Origin of the sequence: Gordonia sputi NBRC 100414, from assembly GCF_000248055.1 — a bacterium.
Taxonomy (GTDB): domain Bacteria; phylum Actinomycetota; class Actinomycetes; order Mycobacteriales; family Mycobacteriaceae; genus Gordonia; species Gordonia sputi.
The window spans coordinates 16,534-33,364 of record NZ_BAFC01000113.1 but is presented as its reverse complement, the minus strand read 5'-3'; the positions used below and the strand labels follow the sequence as shown (position 1 = coordinate 33,364).

Annotated in this window: 18 protein-coding genes; 6 read left to right on the top strand and 12 right to left on the bottom strand. The window is 66.5% G+C overall.

From position 1 onward, the window contains the following. Positions 1-112: 112 nt before the first annotated feature. The 4 genes from GOSPT_RS17900 to sdhC are packed head-to-tail and all read right to left on the bottom strand — an operon-like array spanning position 113 to position 3,548. Complete coding sequence (locus GOSPT_RS17900) at positions 113-895, bottom strand: succinate dehydrogenase iron-sulfur subunit (protein ID WP_005207862.1); 783 nt, start codon at positions 893-895, stop codon at positions 113-115. Further along, positions 895-2,655: a succinate dehydrogenase flavoprotein subunit gene (gene sdhA / locus GOSPT_RS17895; RefSeq protein WP_005207861.1), complete on the bottom strand. Its 1,761-nt coding sequence runs from the start codon at positions 2,653-2,655 to the stop codon at positions 895-897. The genes GOSPT_RS17900 and sdhA overlap by 1 nt, the downstream gene beginning before the upstream one ends. Positions 2,656-2,669: 14 nt before the next feature. Next, entirely contained in the window at positions 2,670-3,128 is a 459-nt protein-coding gene (locus tag GOSPT_RS17890) for a succinate dehydrogenase hydrophobic membrane anchor subunit (protein WP_005207860.1), read from the bottom strand. A 12-nt stretch (positions 3,129-3,140) separates the two neighbouring features. Continuing rightward, the gene (gene sdhC, locus GOSPT_RS17885) at positions 3,141-3,548 is read right to left on the bottom strand and encodes a succinate dehydrogenase, cytochrome b556 subunit (protein WP_005207859.1); all 408 of its coding nucleotides are present in this window, start codon (positions 3,546-3,548) and stop codon (positions 3,141-3,143) included. Between the two features lie 220 nt (positions 3,549-3,768). Between sdhC and GOSPT_RS17880 the strand changes: the two genes are divergently transcribed. Together GOSPT_RS17880 and GOSPT_RS17875 are read left to right on the top strand one after the other, a co-directional pair. Beyond that, positions 3,769-4,170: a cytidine deaminase gene (locus GOSPT_RS17880; protein ID WP_005207858.1), complete on the top strand. Its 402-nt coding sequence runs from the start codon at positions 3,769-3,771 to the stop codon at positions 4,168-4,170. A 1-nt stretch (position 4,171) separates the two neighbouring features. Further along, complete coding sequence (locus GOSPT_RS17875; protein ID WP_005207857.1) at positions 4,172-5,473, top strand: thymidine phosphorylase; 1,302 nt, start codon at positions 4,172-4,174, stop codon at positions 5,471-5,473. Positions 5,474-5,669: 196 nt separating this feature from the next. Here the strand turns inward: GOSPT_RS17875 and GOSPT_RS17870 are convergent, their stop codons facing one another. After that, complete coding sequence (locus tag GOSPT_RS17870) at positions 5,670-6,035, bottom strand: hypothetical protein (RefSeq protein ID WP_005207856.1); 366 nt, start codon at positions 6,033-6,035, stop codon at positions 5,670-5,672. Positions 6,036-6,221: 186 nt separating this feature from the next. On the opposite strand from GOSPT_RS17870, the gene GOSPT_RS17865 reads away from it, so the two are divergent. Further along, a complete protein-coding gene (locus GOSPT_RS17865) occupies positions 6,222-7,349 on the top strand; it encodes an adenosine deaminase (RefSeq protein WP_005207855.1) in 1,128 nt (375 codons plus the stop codon). Between the two features lie 30 nt (positions 7,350-7,379). On the opposite strand, the gene GOSPT_RS17860 is transcribed toward GOSPT_RS17865, so the two are convergent. Genes GOSPT_RS17860 through GOSPT_RS17850 form a run of 3 tightly spaced genes read right to left on the bottom strand, consistent with a single transcriptional unit; the run spans position 7,380 to position 10,007 of the window. Further along, entirely contained in the window at positions 7,380-8,681 is a 1,302-nt protein-coding gene (locus GOSPT_RS17860) for a SatS C-terminal domain-containing protein (protein WP_005207854.1), read from the bottom strand. Positions 8,682-8,739: 58 nt separating this feature from the next. Beyond that, entirely contained in the window at positions 8,740-9,687 is a 948-nt protein-coding gene (locus tag GOSPT_RS17855) for a C40 family peptidase (RefSeq protein WP_005207853.1), read from the bottom strand. Then, positions 9,684-10,007, bottom strand: a complete 324-nt coding sequence (locus GOSPT_RS17850; RefSeq protein WP_005207852.1) for a type VII secretion target — start codon at positions 10,005-10,007, stop codon at positions 9,684-9,686. The genes GOSPT_RS17855 and GOSPT_RS17850 overlap by 4 nt, the downstream gene beginning before the upstream one ends. A gap of 104 nt (positions 10,008-10,111) precedes the next feature. Here GOSPT_RS17850 and upp point away from each other — a divergent pair, with 104 nt between their 5' ends. Then, entirely contained in the window at positions 10,112-10,735 is a 624-nt protein-coding gene (upp, locus tag GOSPT_RS17845) for a uracil phosphoribosyltransferase (RefSeq protein WP_039856600.1), read from the top strand. A gap of 46 nt (positions 10,736-10,781) precedes the next feature. Here upp and GOSPT_RS17840 read toward each other — a convergent pair whose 3' ends face one another. From GOSPT_RS17840 to GOSPT_RS17825, 4 genes are read right to left on the bottom strand one after another with little or no spacing between them, the layout of a single operon-like run. Beyond that, positions 10,782-11,576, bottom strand: a complete 795-nt coding sequence (locus tag GOSPT_RS17840) for an ABC transporter ATP-binding protein (protein WP_005207850.1) — start codon at positions 11,574-11,576, stop codon at positions 10,782-10,784. Between the two features lie 53 nt (positions 11,577-11,629). Beyond that, positions 11,630-12,298 carry a hypothetical protein gene (locus GOSPT_RS17835; protein WP_039856599.1) on the bottom strand — a complete coding sequence of 223 codons (669 nt, stop codon included), beginning with the start codon at positions 12,296-12,298 and terminating at the stop codon, positions 11,630-11,632. Positions 12,299-12,346: 48 nt separating this feature from the next. After that, a complete protein-coding gene (locus GOSPT_RS17830; RefSeq protein WP_005207848.1) occupies positions 12,347-14,044 on the bottom strand; it encodes a phospho-sugar mutase in 1,698 nt (565 codons plus the stop codon). Between the two features lie 32 nt (positions 14,045-14,076). Beyond that, complete coding sequence (locus GOSPT_RS17825; protein ID WP_039856598.1) at positions 14,077-14,889, bottom strand: purine-nucleoside phosphorylase; 813 nt, start codon at positions 14,887-14,889, stop codon at positions 14,077-14,079. 58 nt (positions 14,890-14,947) lie between these two features. Here GOSPT_RS17825 and GOSPT_RS17820 point away from each other — a divergent pair, with 58 nt between their 5' ends. Then, positions 14,948-15,661 carry an enoyl-CoA hydratase/isomerase family protein gene (locus tag GOSPT_RS17820; protein WP_005207846.1) on the top strand — a complete coding sequence of 238 codons (714 nt, stop codon included), beginning with the start codon at positions 14,948-14,950 and terminating at the stop codon, positions 15,659-15,661. Further along, positions 15,658-16,824 carry an amidohydrolase gene (locus tag GOSPT_RS17815; protein WP_005207845.1) on the top strand — a complete coding sequence of 389 codons (1,167 nt, stop codon included), beginning with the start codon at positions 15,658-15,660 and terminating at the stop codon, positions 16,822-16,824. Before GOSPT_RS17820 ends, GOSPT_RS17815 begins: the two co-directional genes overlap by 4 nt. Positions 16,825-16,831 lie beyond the last annotated feature (7 nt).

Sequence of the window (16,831 nt, the reverse complement as noted above, 5' to 3'; positions counted from 1 at the left end):
CGGTTTCATCGGGGACGAAAAAACAGCGAACCCGAAAACAGCGAACCCCACCATCCGTGAATGGTGGGGTTCGCCGGGGCTGCAGAGAGAGTCTGCGTCGGTGATGCCGAGATCAGCGCGAGAACATGAGCGCGCGCTTGACCTCCTGGATCGCCTGGGTCACCTGGATGCCACGCGGGCATGCGTCGGTGCAGTTGAAGGTGGTGCGGCAGCGCCACACACCGTCGGAATCGTTGAGGATGTCCATACGCTCGACGGCGCCCTCGTCGCGGCTGTCGAAGATGAAGCGGTGCGCGTTGACGATCGCCGCGGGGCCGAAGTAGCTGCCCTCGTTCCAGAACACCGGGCAGCTCGTGGTGCAGCACGCACAGAGGATGCACTTGGTGGTGTCGTCGAAACGTGCGCGGTCCTTCTGGCTCTGGATGCGCTCACGGGTCGGCTCGTTGCCGGAGGTGATCAGGAACGGCTTGATCGCGCGGTACGCGTCGAAGAAGGGCTCCATGTTGACCACGAGGTCCTTCTCCACCGGAAGACCCTTGATGGGCTCGATGGTGATGGTGATGTCCTTGGACTTGTCCTTGGGCAGGAAGTCCTTCATCAGCATCTTGCAGGCCAGGCGGTTGACGCCGTTGACTCGCATCGCGTCGGAGCCGCACACGCCGTGGGCGCAGCTACGTCGGAAGGTCAGCGTTCCGTCGAGGTAGCCCTTAACGTAGAGCAGGAGGTTGAGCAGCCGGTCGGTCGGCAGCGCGGGCACGCGGAAGCTCTCCCAGCCCTGGGCGTCGGGCTCCTCCGGGTTGAAACGCATGATCTTCAGCGTGACCATGGTCGCTTCGTCGGGGACTTCTGGCAACGGCGGCTCGTCGGTGTGCGGCGCCTCAATGGTGGCGGTCATCAGTACTTACGCTCCATCGGCTCGTAACGGGTCTGGATGACAGGCTTCCAGTCGAGCTCGATGTCGGAAAGGAGCTTGTCACCCTTCTTGTAGGCAATCGTGTGGCGCATGAAGTTCGTGTCATCGCGATTGGGGTAATCCTCGCGGGCGTGCCCGCCGCGCGATTCCTTGCGGTTGAGCGCGCCGACGACGGTGACCTCGGCGAGTTCGAGCAAGAAGCCCAGCTCGATGGCCTCGAGCAGATCGGAGTTGAAGCGCTTGCCCTTGTCGTGCACGCGGATGTGGTCGTAGCGCTCCTTGAGAGCGTGGACGTCGGTCAACGCCTGCTTGAGCGTCTCCTCGGTGCGGAACACCGACGCGTTGTCGTCCATCGTCTGCTGCAGCGCGGTCCGGATGTCCGCGACGCGCTCGTGCCCGTGCTCGGACAGGATGGTCTCGAGCCAGCCGGTGACCATGTCGGTCGGCTTCTCCGGCAGGTCGGTGAACCCGTGGCTGTTGGCGTAGTCGGCCGCTGCGATACCGGCGCGACGCCCGAAGACGTTGATGTCGAGGAGCGAGTTGGTTCCGAGACGGTTTGCACCGTGCACCGACACGCACGCGCACTCGCCTGCGGCGTAGAGGCCGTGGACGACATCGTTGTTGTTGTTGCTGCGCAGCACCTGACCCTCGATGTTGGTCGGGATGCCGCCCATCAGGTAGTGGCAGGTCGGGTAGACCGGCACCCACTCCTTCACCGGGTCGACGCCGAGGTACGTGCGTGCGAACTCGGTGATGTCGGGGAGCTTCTCGTTCAGCACGTCCTCGCCGAGATGGGTGACGTCGATGTAGACGTAATCCTTGTTCGGTCCGGCGCCGCGTCCTTCGAGAACCTCGAGAACCATCGAGCGCGCGACGATGTCGCGGGGTGCGAGGTCTTTGATGGTCGGGGCGTAGCGCTCCATGAATCGCTCGCCGTCGGCGTTGCGCAGGATGCCGCCCTCACCGCGAACGGCTTCGGAGATCAGGATGCCGAGACCCGCGAGGCCTGTCGGATGGAACTGGTGGAACTCCATGTCCTCGACGGGCAAGCCCTTGCGGAACACGATGCCTACGCCGTCGCCGGTCAGCGTGTGCGCATTCGACGTAGTCTTGTACATGCGACCGGAGCCGCCGGTTGCGAAAATGATCGACTTTGCGTGGAAGACGTGCAGTTCGCCGGTCGCGAGCTCGTAGGCGACGATGCCGGTTGCGACAGGCTCACCCTTCTCGTTCTCACTCAGACACAGGTCGAGCGCGTAGAACTCGTTGAAGAACTCGACGTCGTGCTTGACGCAGTTCTGATACAGCGTCTGCAGGATCATGTGGCCGGTGCGGTCTGCCGCGTAGCAGGCGCGACGCACCGGCGACTTGCCGTGGTCACGCGTGTGACCACCGAAACGACGCTGGTCGATCTTGCCCTCGGGCGTGCGGTTGAACGGCAGACCCATCTTCTCGAGGTCGAGCACGGCGTCGATGGCCTCCTTGGCCATGATCTCCACCGCGTCCTGATCGGCGAGGTAGTCGCCGCCCTTGACCGTGTCGAAGGTGTGCCACTCCCAGTTGTCCTCTTCGACGTTGGCCAGAGCGGCACACATGCCGCCCTGCGCCGCGCCGGTGTGGCTACGCGTGGGGTAGAGCTTGGTCAACACTGCGGTACGGGCGCGGGGCGCTGCTTCGATCGCTGCGCGCATACCGGCGCCGCCTGCACCGACGATGATGACGTCGTAACGGTGTTCCTGCATCTTCAGTGGTCTCCTTAGTTGGCGCTGTTCACGTCGAAGGTGAGCAGCGCGTAGGTGCCCAACACCAGCACGAGGATCATCGAGACCCCGAGCAGCACGTTCAGCCAGAAGCGGGTCGAGTCCTTGCGCGAGTAGTCGGCGATCACCGTGCGCACGCCGTTTCCGCCGTGCAGCTGGGCCAGCCACAGCATGGTGAGGTCCCAGATCTGCCAGAAGGGTTCACGCCAGCGGGCCGCGACGAACGAGGCGTCGATGCGGTGCACGCCGTTGTCCCACGCCAGCATGATGAACATGTGGCCGATGGTCAGGATGATCAGCGCCAGGCCCGAGAAGCGCATGAACAGCCACGCCCACTTCTCGAAGTTGCCGCCCCGCGGCTTACGCGGCGAGCGCGGATTGTCGAGGCTGGCGGGCCGGTCGTACTGCGTGCCCAGCGACTTGGCGACGTTCTGTGAGGCAGGAGATGTGGTCATTGTCGTATCTCCTTAGAACGAATACTCGATGAGGATCTGCAGGAGTCGGATCGCCGCGGCACCGAAGACCACCACGAACAGTCCGAGAATCACCCACAGCATCTGACGCTGGTACTTGGGGCCCTTCGACCAGAAGTCGATCAGGATGATGCGCAGGCCGTTGAGTGCGTGATAGAGCACGCACGCCACGAGCGCGATCTCCATGAGACCGATGATCGGGGTCTTATAGGTGTTGATGATCTCCGAGTACTTGTTCGGATCAATACGAATCACGGCAGTGTCGAGCACATGCACGAACAAGAAGAAGAAGATCGTCACGCCGGTTATGCGGTGCAGCACCCAGGACCACATGCCTGGATCGCCGCGGTACAGCGAACGTTTGCGCACCGGCTCCGGTGCGACCTCGGTCTCGGAACTCATCGGGGAATTGGCCTCCAACATCGTCGATGGACGCGGTGGCACCGGCTGGGTGTCACCTTGGACCCATGCAAGAGACTTTAAACCTATGCTGAGTGAGTCGTTAAATTGCCCGAACCGATCTACGGGACAAGGCATTACGAATTAGGTTTGCCTTACCAAGCTTGTTTGGGTATCTCCCATCACATCGACTCCGATAGCGACCGCCCGGCAGGAGAGTGTCTTGACCCCCGATATCGATTGGAATCTATTGCGGGACAGCGCAACTGGAATGATTTCGCGCGCATATGCCCCGTATTCTTCGTTTCCGGTCGGGGCGTCGGCACTCACAGATGACGACCGAATCGTGGTTGGTTGCAATGTGGAGAATGTCTCATACGGACTCGGTATCTGCGCCGAGGTCGGCCTCGTCGCGTCGTTGATCGCGTCGGGCGGCGGTCGACTGCTCGCAGTCAGTGTGTGCGACGCCACCGGGTCGATTCTGATGCCGTGTGGGCGCTGTCGACAGGTTCTCTACGAACACGGTGGCGGTGATCTGCTCGTCGACCATCGAGCCGGACCGACGACGCTGGCGCGACTGTTACCCGACGCATTCGGACCCGACGACCTCGACGCGGTGCGGTGACATGAGCGACCTCATCCACGCGACGTCGGTGATCGCGACCAAGCGCGACGGAGCGGAACTCACCACGCCGCAGATCGACTGGGTCGTCGACGCCTACACGCGCGGCGACGTCGCGCCCGAGCAGATGTCATCGCTGCTCATGGCTATTGTGCTGCGGGGAATGACGCGTCGCGAGATCGACGACTGGACCCGCGCCATGATCGACAGCGGCACACGGATGGACTTCTCCGGATTACGTCGTGGCGGCGCTGTGCTGCCGACCGTGGACAAGCACTCGACAGGCGGCGTCGGCGACAAGATCACCTTGCCGCTGGCTCCGGTCGTCGCCTCCTTCGGCGTCGCTGTGCCTCAACTGTCCGGCCGAGGCCTCGGACACACGGGCGGCACGCTCGACAAACTCGAATCGATCCCCGGCTGGCGAGCCGACCTGACGACAGCTGAGATGCACGCGCAGCTCGAGAACGTCGGAGCGGTGATCTGCGCCGCGGGCGCCGACCTGGCGCCAGCCGACCGCAAGCTCTACGCGCTGCGTGATGTGACGGGGACTGTCGAGTCCGTCCCGTTGATCGCCAGCTCGATCATGAGCAAGAAGATCGCCGAGGGCACCGGGGCGCTTGTCCTCGACGTCAAGGTCGGGTCGGGAGCGTTCTTGCCCGACGAGGCGCTCGCGCGACAACTGGCGCAGACCATGGTGTCGCTCGGCGTCGACGCGGGCGTCCGGACCACGGCGCTACTCACCGACATGGATTCCCCCCTCGGGTTGACGGCGGGCAACGCGGTCGAGGTCGCCGAGTCCCTGGAGGTGCTGGCCGGCGGAGGACCGTCGGACGTCGTCGAACTGACGATTGCGCTCGCACGTGAAATGCTCGACGCCGCAGGCGTTTTAGACGCCGACCCGGCCGCCGCACTGGCCGACGGCAGCGCGATGGACACGTGGCGCGCCATGATCACCGCGCAGGGAGGCGATCCGGATGCTCCGCTACCACGCGCACCGCACACCGACGACGTGACCGCGCAGACGTCCGGATACGTCCACCGAATCGACGCGCGGGCCGTCGGCGATGCCGCGTGGCTGCTCGGCGCCGGACGGTCACGACCCGGCGAAGCCGTCCAGGCGAGCGCGGGGGTTGTGATGCACGCGAAGCCCGGCGACCGCATCAGCGCAGGCTCGCCGCTGTTCACGCTCCACACCCAGACACCGGAACGATTCGACGCCGCGCGCGCGAGGCTCGATGAGGCGGCCGTGATCTTGCCTGATTCGCCGTCGGCCATCCGGCCGATCGTCCTCGACCGCATCGGTTAGACGTCTGCCTGAGGCCTTTCGCCGGGCGAGCCGGGCGCGAACCAAGGTGCGGCTTGGCCGATGACATCGCCTGCCGTTTCCGCTGCCGCCTCTGGCGGAAAGGTACTGGGCCAGTACACCTGCGCCACCGGCGCGAGGAAGCAGAGCAGTGCGGTGACGATTCCCCACGGGTGTGCACTCAGTGCCGCGATGAACGCTACGCCGATGGCTGGCCACCGGGGCGCGGACCGCGGCGGCAGAGCAACACGAGCCCGGGCAGAATCGAAAACAGCGAGCCGCCGATTCCCACGACCAGTATGACCACCTTGAGGACATTCGGGTTGTCAAATGGCCCGATGTCGCCGCTTGCCAGACCCGCGGTCACGACGGCGACGCGAGCGCGCACCACAATGTATGCCGCCGTCGCGCCGACAACGGAGCGGAACGATGAGGGAAGCCGAAGCGCCGGTCCTGTGGGAGGCGGCCCGGGCTGTCGCGAGACACCCGGTGCCACGAACTGTGTTGTGGCGCTACGGTAGTCGGGCGGTGTGGCACCGGGCGCGCGTCGCGGGTCGAAAGACATGCGCCGACCCCAAGACGGACGACTGCACCGTAGGGTCACTCGAAGCGAGGATTCGTCCGAACATACGAGCACGATTTCATCTGACCGGATCAACGAGGCCTGTGGGATTGCTCGGCGAGCGCGACCGCCGGGAAACTGCGCGTGTCCGGGCATGCCGTCGGTCGGCGCTGTCGGTAAGTTCGGGTCATGTTCTCGACGTCGACCAGCAGACCCCTCGACCTGAGCACCCTCGCGCTCGCACCGAAAGTCTTGCTCCACGATCATCTCGACGGCGGGCTCCGACCGTCGACCGTGCTCGAACTCGCCACCGAGGTCGGCTACGACGACCTCCCCGCCACCGATGCCGACTCGTTGGCGCGCTGGTTCCGGGAGGCCGCGGACAGTGGGTCACTCGAGCGATACCTGGAGACCTTTGCGCACACCGTTGCCGTCATGCAGACGGCATCTGCGCTCGAGCGCGTGGCCCGGGAGTGCGTCGAAGATCTTGCTGCCGATGGCGTCGTGTACGCCGAGATCCGTTATGCGCCCGAGCAGCACCTCGAGCGAGGACTGACGCTCGACGAGGTCGTCGAGGCAGTGCTGCGCGGGTTCGCCGAGGGCGAGGCGGTCGCCGCTGCGGGTGGGCGACCGATCACGGTTCGCTGCCTGGTGACCGCGATGCGTCACGCCGCCCGTGCGCGCGAGATCGCCGAACTCGCGGTGCGCTATCGCGACGAGGGTGTCGTCGGATTCGATATCGCCGGTGCGGAGGCGGGTAATCCGCCGACCCGGCATCTCGACGCGTTCGAGTACATGCGCGCCAACAGTGCGCCGTTCACCATCCACGCGGGCGAGGCATTCGGACTACCGTCCATCCACGAGGCGATCGCGTTCTGCGGAACCGACCGACTCGGCCACGGGGTGCGGGTGATCGACGACATCACGTTGCCCGACGGCGTCGACCTCGCGGCGTCGTCGTTTGCGGGTGCAGAACTCGGAGAGATTGCGAATGTGGTGCGCGACAAGAGGATTCCGCTCGAACTCTGCCCGAGCTCGAATGTGCAGACCGGCGCTGTCGCCTCGATGGCCGACCATCCGTTCAACGCGCTTGCGCGTCTGCGATTCCGGGTCACCGTCAACACCGACAACCGGCTGATGAGCGACACCACGATGAGCAAGGAGTTCTACCGGCTCGCGCAGCAATTCGGTTATGGCTGGGCCGATTTCGAGCGATTCACCGTGAACGCGATGAAGTCGGCGTTCATCCACTTCGACGAGCGCCTCGCGTTCATCGACGAGGTGATCAAGCCCGGCTACGCCGTCCTGATCGGCTGAGCGGGCAACCGACCTGCAGGCGGTGGCTCCTCAGCGCTTGATCTCGAGGCGGTCCTCGAAGTCATGCTCGAGTGCGCGCCACGCCTCGGCCTCGTTGTCGAACGGTGCCGACGGTGCCAATCGCTTCGGGTCCGGATTGATCGCGTAGTCGACGAACCAGCCGAGCGGGGTCGTGCTCGCCAAGGCCTCCGAGACCGCGTCGTCGTCGGCGTAATCGGCTGCGTCGGAGAACAATTCGACGGCGAGGTCGAGTTGGTTGCGGTCGATGCGGCGCGGGCCGTCGAGGATGTCCTCGGCCAGTCCGGGCAGCACGTACACGTTGTCGTCGATGACGTCGAACTCGAGCGCCCCATCGGTTGCCTCGGTGCGGACGTCGGTGAACGTCGAGACGTCGGTGAGGTCGTGGTCGTTGTTCTCGGCGAGGAACTTCGAGAGTGTGCGCGGCGAGGTGAACACGAAGATCTTGCCACGTGTACCGAGGAACACGGGATCGTCTCCGAGGTAGCAGCGCAGCGAGAGGTACTCACCGGTCCCGGTGACGATCTTGATCGGATCGATGCCGACGCCCGCCCAGAAATCGTCGTCGTCGATGTCATCGAGGTCGTCTTCCTCGGAGTCGTCTGCGCCTTTCGCGGCTGTGACAACCGCCGCGGCCTCGGCGTCTTCGGAGTCGTCGGAGTCGTCGTCGAGCAGGTCGATGTCGTCGTCGGGTTCGTCCTCGTCCTCGGCCGACGCGGCGGCTTCGAGTTCGTCGGCGGCGACCGTGACGGCCGCAGCGTCGACGTCAGGGGTCGTGATGACGTCATCGATGGAGTCGAGGACGTCGTCCCAGTGCTTGGCGATGAGACGTCCGATGCGGACCCACAGGTCGACGCCGTCGCGGCCCTCGAAGTTGCGGGTACCGGTGGTCACCGCGCCGAGGATCGGATTGCCGTTGAAGAACTTGGTGACGGTGATCAGTTCGCAGACCTCGCCGAAGATGCGCACGATCTCGAGCGCGTCCTCGAGTTCGGCGATCACCTCGGGCGTCGGGTCTTCTGCCGCGAGCTCCGGCACACCGACGAGATCGTAGGTGTGGCGGTCGTCGGGGATCAGTTCGTCGGCCGAGAGCTGCTTGACGGTGTCCCACGCGGGATGCTCGACGAGGTCGTTGTCGGTGTCGGTGCGGACGAAGCCGACGAGCTCGGCGACGCCGGGGAATACGTACAGGTCATCGTCGAGTCCGAGGAATGCCTCCCACTCGTCGTCGCCCTCACGCCAGCGTGGCGCCCACAGGGTGAAACCGTTTCCGTTGGTGAGTCCGAGTTCGATGGGAACGATGTCTCCGGCCATGAGGCAACAGCGTAGCGATGATCGCTGTGAACTCGATACCTGCCCCGTCCGCCCGGGATCACTTCGGCCGGAAGAAGCCCTGGAATCCCTGCCCCGCATTGGTGGTACGCAACGGCGAAACACCCACCGGATCGCCGGCCTCCACAAGCTGATCGTTGCCGATGTACATGGCGACGTGTCCATCCCACACGGCGAGGTCGCCGGGCAGCAACTGATCCTGTGTGACCGCCATGCCTGCGGTGTCCTGTTCCTGCGCCAGTCGAGGAAGTTCGACGCCCGCCTGGCGGTAGGCCCACTGGGTGAATCCACTGCAATCGAAGCCGTCGGGCGTGGTGCCACCCCAGACGTAGGGCACACCCTGCTGGCTCAGTGCTGCACGGACCGCGGTGGCAGCGCGTTCATTCGGTGCGTAGGCGACCGAACCGTCGGGGAGAGTGACCGCTACGCCCTTGCTTGTCGGCGACGTTGTGTTCGCGGCGGGCCGCGAGCCGACCTGCGCCGGCGCTTCGTGGCGGCCGAGTTCGCTCATCGCTCTGGTGTCGTCGGCGAGGTCGGCCTGTGCACGCGACACGATCGACAGCCCGCGCTGCACATGGTCGACTGCGACCGGCACGATGGCCACCAGGCCTGCTGACGTCGACAGCGCGGGACCCATCGCGATAGCCGCACGCTCGAACGAATCGACCAGCTCGCGCAGCTGTCGGGCCGCGAGTTCGATTCGAGCACTTGCGGTTTCCACCAGTGTGGCAATCTGCCGTCCGTCGTCGTCGACGGCGGTCGAGGCGCGGGCAGTGCGTTCGGCTGCCGCTACGGCGCCGCGTGACCCGGTTCCGTGCCACCCGTTCTGCACCGCCGACGTCGCCGCTGCCGAGGTTCGACGCACCTCGTCGAGGTCGGTGCTCGCCGACCGGATCGTCGTGGCGGGGTTCTCGACGGGCAGCACCCCGGTACCGAGTGCGGTGATCAGGATGCGTAAGGGCGCGATGAGGATGTCGACAGTGATCATGGCAGGCGGAGCCCCATGTCGGAGGCGTTCGCGGCGTCGGCGTCGGAGTAGGCGACGGCGGCGGTCGTCGTGGTGGTGCCGATCCGATCGTGAGCGCCGGCAATGGCGTCGAGACGCTCGGCGCGGGCCTGCATCGTCGCGGATAGTGCCGCGAGGAACTCGGCTCCGATCACGCCGAACGTCGGTGTCAGCGCCGCGAGGTCGGTACGGCTGGCAACAGCGTGTGCGGCGACACGGTGCTCTGCGGTGCGCTGGGTGCCCGCGTAGGCGTCGAGTGTGCCGGTGTCGAGTGAGGTTCGTTGGGAGGTGAGGTCCGTCATGCGAACTGAGACGGCGAGAAGCCCCGATCGGTTCCATCGAATTGCGTTCTCGTGGCTGCCGGACAAGCGCGCACTGCCGGTGGACGCGCCCTAGAGTGATCCGCATGCAGGTACAGATCGTCGAACATCCGCTTGCCGCGGCCCGGCTCACCACGTTGCGCGACAAGACAACCGGTAACGCGGAATTCCGTGCTGCGCTGTCGAGTCTGACGCAGATGCTCGTGTACGAGGCGTTGAGCTCTGCGAAATCCGCGGTCGTCGAGATCGAGACGCCTTTGCAGCCCTACACGGGGTCAAAACTCGAATGTGCGCCGCTCCTCGTTCCGGTCCTGCGCGCGGGGCTCGGTATGGTCGAGCAGGCACTCGCGATGGTGCCCGAGGCGCACGTCGGATTCGTGGGTATCGCGCGCGACGAGGAGACCGCCAAGCCGGTGCCGTACCTCGAATCGCTGCCCGACGATCTGTCCGGGTTCCCGGTGTTCGTCCTCGATCCGATGCTCGCCACCGGCGGATCGATGCTGCACACGATCGAACTCCTCGTCGCACGCAACGCGACGGACATCACCGCGGTCTGCGTCGTTGCTGCTCCGGAAGGTGTTGCCGCACTGGATGATTCGGGGCATCCGGTACGACTGGTGGTCGCTTCTGTCGATGACGGACTCAACGAGGCCGCCTACATCGTGCCCGGACTCGGCGATGCGGGCGACCGCCAGTTCGGCCCTCGCTGAGGACCCCACATGGAGGACGCAGCGGGGATGTCGACGCCGAAGCGTGTTACGCGGCCGTCGCCGACCAGCGACCTTCGTGGCGTCGGACAGAGACCGGGTGGTCGAAGCAGGCGCTGATCTCGTCCGAGGTCAGCGTCTGAGCAACGGGTCCCGACGCCGTCACCTCGCCGTCGCGGAGCAGCATCGCGTGCGTCGTCGAACTCGGCAGATCCTCGAGGTGATGGGTGACAAGAACGCTGGCGAGGCGATCGACGTCTGCGCGCAGGCGGTCGATGGCCGACAGCAGACGTTCGCGCGCGGCGAGGTCGAGGCCAGTCGCGGGCTCGTCGAGCAGCAAGAGCGCGGGACGTGGCATGAGGGCCCGCGCGATCAGCGTGCGACCCCGCTCGCCCTGGCTCATCACCGGCCACTCGGAGTCTGTGCGGGCACTCATACCCAACATCTCGAGCAGGTCGTCGGCGTGGCGATGCTCGTCGTCGGTGTAGACGTGGCGGCGGTCGAGCTCCGGGGTGTTGGTGAGCCCGGTCAGCACGACGTCGTGTGCGGTGATCGGCACGTCGATACGCCAGCGCGGGTCGACGTGACCGATGTGGGTTCGCAACTCGCGCATGTCGACCCGACCGAGCCGACGGCCGAGTACATCAACGGTTCCGGTCGTGGGATGACTGCGCGCGCCCAGGATCGCCATCAGCGTCGACTTGCCCGCGCCATTGGGTCCCAACAGTGCCCAGTGCTCGCCCGGCGAGACCGACAGGTTGACGTCGTGCAGTAGTTTTCGTCCGCTGCGGACGACGTCGACCGATGAGGCGTTCAGGACTGGCGCGTCGGGGGAGGTCACCAATCAGTTGTAATCCAGCGATCCCGACGCCCCGTCACGGGGTATGGAGGCGCAGGTCAGGATGCGCTCCAGTACGCGCTCATCGGCTCGGTGGCGATGGTCTCGCCGTTCTTCTCGATGTCGAGTTGGCTCGGCCCCACGACGTAGGTCACGTTGCCGTTGGTGGCGCTGTAGGTGTTGCCGCTGCGAGTCGGATAGCCGACCTCGACGGAATTTCCGTCGGCGTATCCCTTGTAGTACCAGCGTCCGGACTGCGAACCGACCTGGCAGATCACGATCTGCGAGCGATTCGTCTGGGCGATCACCATCGCCGGGTCGTCGGCCGCGTTGCAGCGCGGACCCCCGGTGAACCCCTGCCAGTCGGTTCCCGCGATGTCGGGGGTGGCGTGCGGGGTCGTGGGGCTACCCGTGTCCTGGTTGCCGTTGTTCTGGCTCCCATCGTTCTGGTTGCCATTGTTCTGGGATTCGGTGGGGCGAGTGCCGTTCTGGGCACCACCGGAGCCGCCCGTGGTGGTCGCGGGTCCGACGCTGGCCGGTGCCCCGGTCGTCGGCACAGCTGAACTCGACGCCGCCGCCGAGCTCGAATCGTCGCCTTCGAGACGCGGGAGCAGGATGAGCGTGGCCAGAACGACGCCGACGACGAGGAGGACTCCCGTCACGATCGCGATGATCACCGCCGGAGACGACCACGGCGACCGCTGCGGGGGCAGCTGGGGGTAGGTCATGCGGAGCATTCCTTCCGTCGGTGACCCGTTGCCGGACTGTGGTGTCGATCAGGTGCGGCCGTACTCGGCGAGTTCGGCCGCGACACGCAGCGTCATGTCGTCGAGCAGATGGACCAGTGCACGGGTATCTGCACCGTATGTCGTTTGCGCGGGCGATTGTGTTGCCGACACCACGAAACCGGGAGGTGTCGTCATTTCGATGTAGTACTTGAGCTTCGGCTCGGTGCCGGAGGGGCGTGCCATCACCCGCACCGACATCCCGTCACCAGCCACCCCGCTGAGCGCGATCGCGTCCGTGCGCAGGCCGTCGTCGCGGCGGGCGTAGTCCTCGGCGGTCACGGCGATGCCTGCCAGTGTGCTCGGCGGTGAGGTGCGTAGACGGTCCATCAGTGCAGCGATCACGGTGGTGTCGTCGACGCGCACCGAATGTTGGCGCGTCACATGCACGCCGTGTGTCTCGTAGAGCGACACGAGCAGGTCGGCCACTCCGACGTCGTCGCGTCGACAACGGTCGGCCAACACGGCCAATGCCACCGCCGCGCTGATGCCGTCCTTGTCGCGCACCGCGTCGGGGTCCACACAGTGCCCGACCGCCTCCTCGTAGGCGTAGCGCAGCGGTTCGCCCGCGCGCACAAGCCATTTGAAGCCGGTCAGCGTCGTGACATGACGTGCGCCCACGCGCCTGGCGATCTTCTCCAGCAGACTGCTCGACACCAGCGTGCTCGCAACGACCGGTGGCGAGCCGTCAGGGCCTGCGGCGGCGTCGGAGAGGATGAACGAGCCGAGCAGCGCACCTGTCTCATCGCCGGTGAGCATCCGCCAGGTGCCGTCGACGCGCGTGCCCACCGTGCACCGGTCGGCGTCGGGATCGAGTGCGATCGCAATGTCGGCTTCGACCTTCTCCGCGCATGCGAGCAGTAGGTCGCTTGCCCCCGCCTCCTCGGGATTCGGGAAGGCCACGGTGGGGAAGTCCGGGTCGGGGTCGAACTGTTCGTCGACGACGTGGACGTCGGTGAATCCGGCGCGCGCAAGGGCATCGACGGCGAGCGCGCCGCCGACGCCGTGCATCGGCGTCAGAGCGATCCGCAGTGAGGCGTCGGCGACCATCGGGAAACGGGTGCTGATGCGGTCGAGGTAGCGGCCGACGATCTCGTCGGCGCGGGGATCGTGCACGACGTCTCGGCGAGGAACGTCGACGGCGTGGGGCGATGCGGCGATGAGTTCCTCGATCTCACCGTCGGCCGGCGGAACGATCTGGGCGCCCCCCGCAAGGTAGACCTTGTAGCCGTTGTCGCCGGGCGGATTGTGGGATGCCGTGATCTGGACACCCGCGACGGCGTCGAGATCGCGACACGCGAACGCCACCAGCGGCGTCGGACCCGGCGCGGGAACCACGACGACGCGGAAGCCTGCCGCCGCGAGGACCTGCGCCGCCGCAGCGGCGAACTGCTCGGAACCATGACGGGCATCACGACCGACCACGACCGAACCGCCCCGGTGTCCGTGCTCGATCAGCCACGCGGCAAGGCCCGCCGTCGCTCGGGTGACGACTGCGACGTTCATTCCGTTGGGGCCCGCGCGCACCGGGCCACGCAACCCCGCGGTGCCGAACCGTAGCGGTGCGGCGAAACGCTCGGCGAGGTCGGGGCCGTCCAGTGCGGAGAGTTCGGCGCGGGTTGCGGGATCGGGATCGGCGGCGATCCACGCGGCGACCCACTCGTCCTCGACTCCTTCGCTCAGGTCCATGACTCCGTCTCTCGCGTCCTCGACTCCGCCACTCACGCCGCGCCGAGTTCTTCGATGATCGCGGCGAGCAGCGTGCCCATTCGTGCCGCCGACGCCCGCCCGACCTCGAGAACCTCGGTGTGGCTGAGCGGTTCTCCGGTGATCCCGGCCGCGAGGTTGGTGACCAGCGAGATACCGAGAACCTCCATCGCCGCCGCGCGGGCGGCGATCGTCTCGTGCACCGTCGACATCCCGACCAGGTCGGCGCCGATGGTCCGGAGCATCCGGATCTCCGCGGGGGTCTCGTAGTGGGGTCCGGGTAGTCCCGCGTACACCCCTTCGGCCAGCGACGGCTCGATACCGCGGGCGACGGCGCGCAGGCGCGGGGAGTAGGCATCGACCAGATCGACGAACTGCGCACCGACAAGCGGCGAGCGCGCGGTGAGATTGAGGTGGTCGCTGATGAGGACCGGTTGGCCGACGGACATGTCGTCGCGCAGGCCGCCCGCCGCATTGGTGAGCACGATCGTGCGGGCACCGGCCGCAGCCGCAGTGCGTACCGGGTGGACGACGCGGGCGAGGTCGTGGCCCTCATAGGCGTGAATCCTGCCCAGCATCAACAGGACTCGACAGTTTCCGATCCGCACCGAGTGGATGACGCCGCCGTGTCCTGCGGCCGTCGGCGGCAGGAAGCCGGGGATGTGCGCCATCGGCACGGACGCGATCGGTGCGCCGAACGCCTCAGCCGCCGGGGCCCAGCCGGACCCGAGGACGACCGCGACGTCGTGTGTGGAGGCATCGGTTTCGGCTGCGATGGTCGCTGCCGCGGAGATGGCCGCGGCGTCGGCGTCGACGGTGGGATCCATGGGCATCACACTAGGGGCATCCTGCGTGCGGCGTGTGACCAGGCGATAAGGTCGACCCATGCCGTATCTGTCTGACGCAGCGCAGTCCGAGAATCCCGATATCGCCTACCTGTACCTCGGGTCGCCGGGTGTCGAACTCGACGAGAACAATCCCGAGAACCGGTTCAGCCCTGCGTGGCTCGACGCGATCGAAGGCCTGCTCGACGAGATCGCGGCGGGCCCGGCCAAGGGCCTGGTGATCACCTCGACAGGCAAGTTCTTCACCAACGGACTCGATACCGACTTCGTCTTCGCCAACGCGTCGGAGCTGCCCGCGTACCTCGACCGGGTGCATGCGCTCTACGCGAAGGTCCTGACGCTTCCGCAGTCAACGGTGGCAGCGGTCAACGGTCACGCGTTCGGTGCGGGCGCCATGCTCGCGCTGTGCGCCGACTACGTGGTCATGCGCACCGAACGTGGCTTCTGGTCGCTCCCTGAGGCAGCGTTGAACATGCCGTTCCCGCGCGGGATGGCAGGACTGCTCACCACGCGCCTGCCGGATCGCACCGCCACAGAGGCCATGCTGACCAGTCGCCGCTACGGTGCGGCCGACGCCGTGACGGCGGGCATCGTCGACGACGCTGTGGCGGCCGACGACCTGCTCACGCGGGCGAGTGAGGTCGCCGCTGAGCGTACGGCGGTCGCCGGGCCGAACCTCGCCAACGTCAAACGGGCACTGCGGCAGCACCTTCTCGCCGATCTCGCGGCCCCGACCCCTGCAGCGCTGCTATGAGCGACGGCGCGTCGATCATCGACGACTGGTGGGCGGCTCACCGCGCCGACGTCGTCGGCTGGCGGCGTGCCATTCACCAGCAGCCCGAGTTGTCTCGGCAAGAGGTCAAGACCACCCAGATGGTCATGGCGCTTCTCGGAGAAGTGGGCCTGAACCCCACGCGTCTTCCGCTGGGCACTGGTGTGGTCTGCGATCTCGGCCCGACGACAAGTCAGCGCATCGCGCTCCGTGCCGACATGGACGCGCTGCCCATCACCGAGCACACCGGATTGCCGTTCTCGTCGACCGTGGAGGGTGTCTCGCACTCGTGCGGCCATGATGCGCACACCGCGATCCTGATCGGGGTGGCCCGGCTGCTCGCGGCCGTGCCGTTGCTACCGGTCGGTGTGCGACTGATCTTCCAGCCCGCCGAGGAGGTCATGCCCGGCGGTGCGCTCGACGCCGTCGCCGCCGGAGTGACCGAGGGCGTCAGTCGGATCTTTGCGCTGCACTGCGATCCCCGACTTCCTGTCGGCTCGGTCGGCCTCCGAGCCGGCGCGCTGACATCGGCGGCGGATCACATTGAACTGCAAATACATTCGCCCGGCGGGCACACATCGCGCCCGCACCTCACCGGCGACATCGTGTACGCGATGGGTACGGTGATCACCGGACTCCCCGGTGTGCTGTCGCGCAGGGTCGACCCCCGCTCGGGCACGGTCATGGCGTGGGGTGCGGCGCATGCGGGCAACGCGCCCAACGCGATTCCGCAGGAGGGCATGCTGCGGGGCACCGTCCGCACCGGGGACCACGGCACGTGGGACGAGTTGGAACCGTTGGTGCGCAGTGTCGTCGGGCAACTGCTCGGCCCGCTCGGAGTCTCCTACGACCTGTCCTACTTCCGTGGAGTGCCGCCGGTGGTCAACGACGAGACCGCGATCGCGATGTTGGCGAAGTCGGTATCGACGCTAGGGCCACAGGCCATCGCGGACACCCCGCAATCGCCTGGGGGAGAAGACTTTTCGTGGTATCTCGAGCACGTTCCGGGTGCGATGGGCAGGCTCGGCGTGTGGGACGGGCTGGGGCCGCAGATGGATCTGCACCAGCCCAACTTCGACCTCGACGAGCGCGCACTCGAGGTCGGCGTGCGCACCCTCGCGGGCGTCGTGCTCGACATAGGCTGAGCACGCC

Excerpts from the sequence above, each read along its gene's own strand:
- GOSPT_RS17830 (WP_005207848.1), bottom strand. The coding sequence starts at position 14,044 with ATGGACCTGAGCGAAGGAGTCGAGGACGAGTGGGTCGCCGCGTGGATC.
- GOSPT_RS17870 (WP_005207856.1), bottom strand. The coding sequence starts at position 6,035 with ATGTCTTTCGACCCGCGACGCGCGCCCGGTGCCACACCGCCCGACTAC.
- GOSPT_RS17890 (WP_005207860.1), bottom strand. The coding sequence starts at position 3,128 with ATGACCACATCTCCTGCCTCACAGAACGTCGCCAAGTCGCTGGGCACG.
- GOSPT_RS17835 (WP_039856599.1), bottom strand. The coding sequence starts at position 12,298 with ATGACCTACCCCCAGCTGCCCCCGCAGCGGTCGCCGTGGTCGTCTCCG.
- sdhC (WP_005207859.1), bottom strand. The coding sequence starts at position 3,548 with ATGAGTTCCGAGACCGAGGTCGCACCGGAGCCGGTGCGCAAACGTTCG.
- GOSPT_RS17865 (WP_005207855.1), top strand. The coding sequence starts at position 6,222 with ATGTTCTCGACGTCGACCAGCAGACCCCTCGACCTGAGCACCCTCGCG.
- GOSPT_RS17850 (WP_005207852.1), bottom strand. The coding sequence starts at position 10,007 with ATGACGGACCTCACCTCCCAACGAACCTCACTCGACACCGGCACACTC.
- GOSPT_RS17825 (WP_039856598.1), bottom strand. The coding sequence starts at position 14,889 with ATGGATCCCACCGTCGACGCCGACGCCGCGGCCATCTCCGCGGCAGCG.
- GOSPT_RS17855 (WP_005207853.1), bottom strand. The coding sequence starts at position 9,687 with ATGATCACTGTCGACATCCTCATCGCGCCCTTACGCATCCTGATCACC.
- GOSPT_RS17875 (WP_005207857.1), top strand. The coding sequence starts at position 4,172 with ATGAGCGACCTCATCCACGCGACGTCGGTGATCGCGACCAAGCGCGAC.
- sdhA (WP_005207861.1), bottom strand. The coding sequence starts at position 2,655 with ATGCAGGAACACCGTTACGACGTCATCATCGTCGGTGCAGGCGGCGCC.
- GOSPT_RS17900 (WP_005207862.1), bottom strand. The coding sequence starts at position 895 with ATGACCGCCACCATTGAGGCGCCGCACACCGACGAGCCGCCGTTGCCA.
- GOSPT_RS17820 (WP_005207846.1), top strand. The coding sequence starts at position 14,948 with ATGCCGTATCTGTCTGACGCAGCGCAGTCCGAGAATCCCGATATCGCC.
- GOSPT_RS17815 (WP_005207845.1), top strand. The coding sequence starts at position 15,658 with ATGAGCGACGGCGCGTCGATCATCGACGACTGGTGGGCGGCTCACCGC.
- upp (WP_039856600.1), top strand. The coding sequence starts at position 10,112 with ATGCAGGTACAGATCGTCGAACATCCGCTTGCCGCGGCCCGGCTCACC.
- GOSPT_RS17860 (WP_005207854.1), bottom strand. The coding sequence starts at position 8,681 with ATGGCCGGAGACATCGTTCCCATCGAACTCGGACTCACCAACGGAAAC.